Source organism: Microbacterium sp. NPDC055683, from assembly GCF_053617895.1.
In genome coordinates this window covers 1-3,485 of sequence record NZ_JBSHGQ010000080.1, presented here as the reverse complement: position 1 = coordinate 3,485, position 3,485 = coordinate 1, and the positions used below count along the sequence as shown (strand labels likewise).

The following is a 3,485-nucleotide window of genomic DNA, read 5'->3' as shown; positions in this document are numbered from 1 at the left end:
GCATCCCTCGGATGCGCCCCCGTCGTCAGCCGGGCCGGTCAGTACCAGCCGACGGATTCGGAGTGGCTCCACGCACCGCACGGCGTGCCGTACGTTCCGGCGATGTAGCCGAGCCCCCACGCGATCTGGGTGGCGGCGTTCGTCTGCCAGTCGGCGGCGACGGAGCCCATCTTGCTCCCGGGGAGCGCCTGCGGGATGCCGTACGCGCCGCTCGACGCGTTGTACGCGCTCGCGTTCCAGCCCGACTCCTTGTTCCACAGGGCGACGAGGCAGGAGAACTCGTCCTCGCCCCATCCGTACTGCGACGCCGCCATCTCGCGCGCGATCTCCTGCGCCTCTGCCGCGGACGCCGTCGCGGCGGCGGGAGCGGGCACCTCGACCGCCTGCTCCTCGGCGGGCGCCTCCTGCGCGGCCTGTTCCGCCGCCTCCTGCGCCGCCTGCTCAGCCGCCGCCTGCTCAGCCGCCGCCTGCTCGGCCGCCGCCTGCTCGGCGGCCGCCTGTTCCGCCGCGGCCTTCTCCGCTGCGGCCTTCTCGGCTGCCGCCTTCTCGGCCGCGGCCCGCTCGGCGTCGGCCTTCTCGGCGGCCTCGGTCGCGGCGACGACCTCGGCGGTCTCCGCCTCCGTCTCGTCGACCGCCGCCTGCACCGACCCGACGGGGAGCTTGTCGTACGCGCCGGCGGTGCGGATGTCCGCCGCCAGCGCCGTCGTGTCGACCGACGCGTGCGCGCCGTCGACGGCGTGCTGCGCGGCCGCGATGGCGTCGTCGGCCGACGCGACCGTCCCGGCGTCCTCCGCCGCGACCGCGAGCGCCTCGGCATCGCGCGGCACGGGTGCGAGCTCGGCGGCGGCCGCCGCGACCGTGCCGCTCGCGACGGTCAGGCCGACGGCGAGCGCGGCCCCGATCGTCCAGCGGCGACGGCGACGGCGCTCCTTCTCGCGGCGGAGCAGCGCGAGGTGGTTCGGCCGCGGGAACGGCGTCAGCAGCGGCTCCATGTCAGTACCACCCCGTCGACTGCGAGTGGCTCCATGCGCCGCACGGCGTGCCGTAGACCGAGGAGATGTACGACAGCCCCCACGCGATCTGCGTCGCCGCGTTCGTCTCCCAGTCGTCGCCCGCGGTCGCCATCTTGCTGCCGGGCAGCGACTGCGGGATGCCGTACGCGCCGCTGGAAGCGTTCTGCGCCGTGTACGACCAGCCCGACTCCTTGTTCCAGAGCGAGACGAGGCACGAGAACTGGTCGTCGCCCCATCCGTACTGCTCGGAGGCCATCGTGCGGGCCGTATCCTGTGCGCCTTCCACGGTGTTCGCGGCGGCGAGCGCCTCGGCTGCGGCGGCTTCCGCAGCCGCCTGCTCCTCGGCGGCCTTCTGGGCGGCGGCCGCGGCCTCTGCCTGCACCTGGGCCGTCTCGGCCACGACGGCGTCGGTCTCCTGCTCGGCCTCGTCGACGACGCCCTGCACGGTCACGACGGGCAGCTTGTCGTAGCCCGCGAGAGTGTGCACGTAGGCGCTGAGCTTCGAGGTGTCGACGGAGGCCTCGGCGGCGGCGATGGCGGTCTGCGCCTCGTCGATGGCCTCGGTCGCGGCTTCGACGGTCTCGGCGTCCGCGCTGGCGGCCGTCACGGCGTCGACCGCGCGAGCGCCGGGCTCCGCCGCGGCGGCGGCGACGGTTCCGCCGGCCGCGCTCACGCAGAGCGCGAGCGTCGCGCCGATCGCCCAGCGGCGACGGGAGCGGCGCTCCTTCTCCTTGCGGAGCAGCGAGAGGTGGTTCGGGCGTGGGAACGGGGTGAGAAGGGGCTCACCCGCTTCGAGATCACGGGGCAATGCAACGTCCTGTCATGGGGCTCGACAGAGCCGGGGGGGCAGACCGGTGTCGGGGTGCACCGGCCGCGGCGGCGTTCGGGCGCCGGCCACAAGACGAAGACCCTGGGCGCCGAATCTGGGCGCTTCCTGCGTGGGAGCCCGGAACGGGGTGCACGGCGCCCGCGCGGCGCCGGCCGCCAGATAACGGAAAGGTAACGGCAGATCCGCGCCCTGACGCGGATCGCGCGGGACCGCGCACCGGCGCGCGGGGCCCGACCTCCGAGTCCCCTGGAAATCCGCTGTGCCGCTCGGTTTCCGGCCTCTTCGCGGGTCTCCGAGACGGCGGGCGAGCCGCTGCGGGGCCCGTACGGCACAGCGGTGCCGGGCTTGCGCGGCGGTGCCGGGCTTGCATGGCGGTGCCGGGCTTGCACGGCGGTGCCGGCGTGGCACGGCGGTGCGCGCCGTGCACAGCAGTGCCGAGCACTCACGCACCGTCCGCGCCAACCCGCACCGCCCGCGCGAACCCGCACCGCCAGCGCCAACCCGCAGCGCCAGCGCCAACCCGCACCGCCCGCGCCAACGGGCCGCCGTGCCGGCCGTGCCGGGCGAGGCGATGGGCGTGCCGGCTAGAGAAGGCCCGCGGCGACGAGGATGGCGCCGACGGCGTCGATCTCGGACGGCAGCAGCGCACCGAGCGGCTCGGACGTGCGCGGCGAGTCGATCGCTCCGCGCAGCCACATCGCGGCCTTGAACGATCCGAGCGCCGCCGCCGTGGCGCCGATGCGGCCGCGGTCGGCGACCTCGACGATGCGGAACAGCCGGATGAGCCGCTCCTGCTCCGCGCGCGCGGCGGGCAGGTCGCCGCGCGCGACGGCGTCCGACAGCCGCACGTACCCGTGCGGATCGACGTTGCCGAGCCCCGGGACGATGCCGGCCGCGCCGAGCTCGAGCGCGAGGTCGGCGAACAGCTCCGACCCCGTGAGCGCCGGCACGTCGCCCAGCGCCGCGAGCGCCCGGCGGAAGCCCGCGATGTCGCCGCTGGAGTCCTTGAAGCCCGCGATCGCGCCGTCCGAGGCGAGCTCACGGAGGACGGATGCGGGAAGCGGCACGTGCGTTGCCGACGGGATGTCGTATGCCACGACGGGGATGGACACCGCTGCCGCCACCGTGCGGAAGTGCTGCGCGATCTCCGCGGCGTGCGGCGCGACGTAGAACGGCGGTGTCGCGACGACCGCATCGGCGCCGGCCGCCTCGGCGCGCTCGGCCTGCCGCACGACCCGTGCGGTGCCCGTGTCGATGACGCCGGCGAGCACGGGGACGCGGCCGTCCGCCGCGGCTACTGCGACCCGCAGCGCGCGGACGCGGACCTCGTCGGAGAGCAGCGCGACCTCGCCCGTGGATCCCCCCACGAAGACCCCGGACGCGCCGGCGGCGACCTGCTCGTCGACCACCCGCGCGAGGCTCTCCTCGTCGAGCGCCCCCTCCGCGGTGAGGGGGGTGACAACAGGGGGCACGACGCCGTGGATCATGCGTCGCACCATAGCCGATGGGCGCGAACACGCGGGGTGCTCACCCGGACGCTGACGGCACGAGGCCCCCGCTTCCGCCGGGGCCCCGTGGCGTCAGCTCACCGCGCGTTGCCCATGGCGCCCGCGCGGGTGTAGGGCACCACGTCGATCTTGCCG

3 protein-coding genes are annotated in these 3,485 nt (G+C 75.5%); all 3 read right to left on the bottom strand.

Going from position 1 to position 3,485, the window contains the following annotated elements:
- Positions 1–38: 38 nt before the first annotated feature.
- Positions 39–992, bottom strand: a complete 954-nt coding sequence (locus ACWGPF_RS17480; protein ID WP_452333996.1) for an aggregation-promoting factor C-terminal-like domain-containing protein — start codon at positions 990–992, stop codon at positions 39–41.
- A 1-nt stretch (position 993) separates the two neighbouring features.
- Positions 994–1,821, bottom strand: a complete 828-nt coding sequence (locus tag ACWGPF_RS17475) for an aggregation-promoting factor C-terminal-like domain-containing protein (RefSeq protein WP_452333995.1) — start codon at positions 1,819–1,821, stop codon at positions 994–996.
- A 605-nt stretch (positions 1,822–2,426) separates the two neighbouring features.
- A complete protein-coding gene (locus ACWGPF_RS17470; RefSeq protein ID WP_452333994.1) occupies positions 2,427–3,329 on the bottom strand; it encodes a dihydrodipicolinate synthase family protein in 903 nt (300 codons plus the stop codon).
- Positions 3,330–3,485 lie beyond the last annotated feature (156 nt).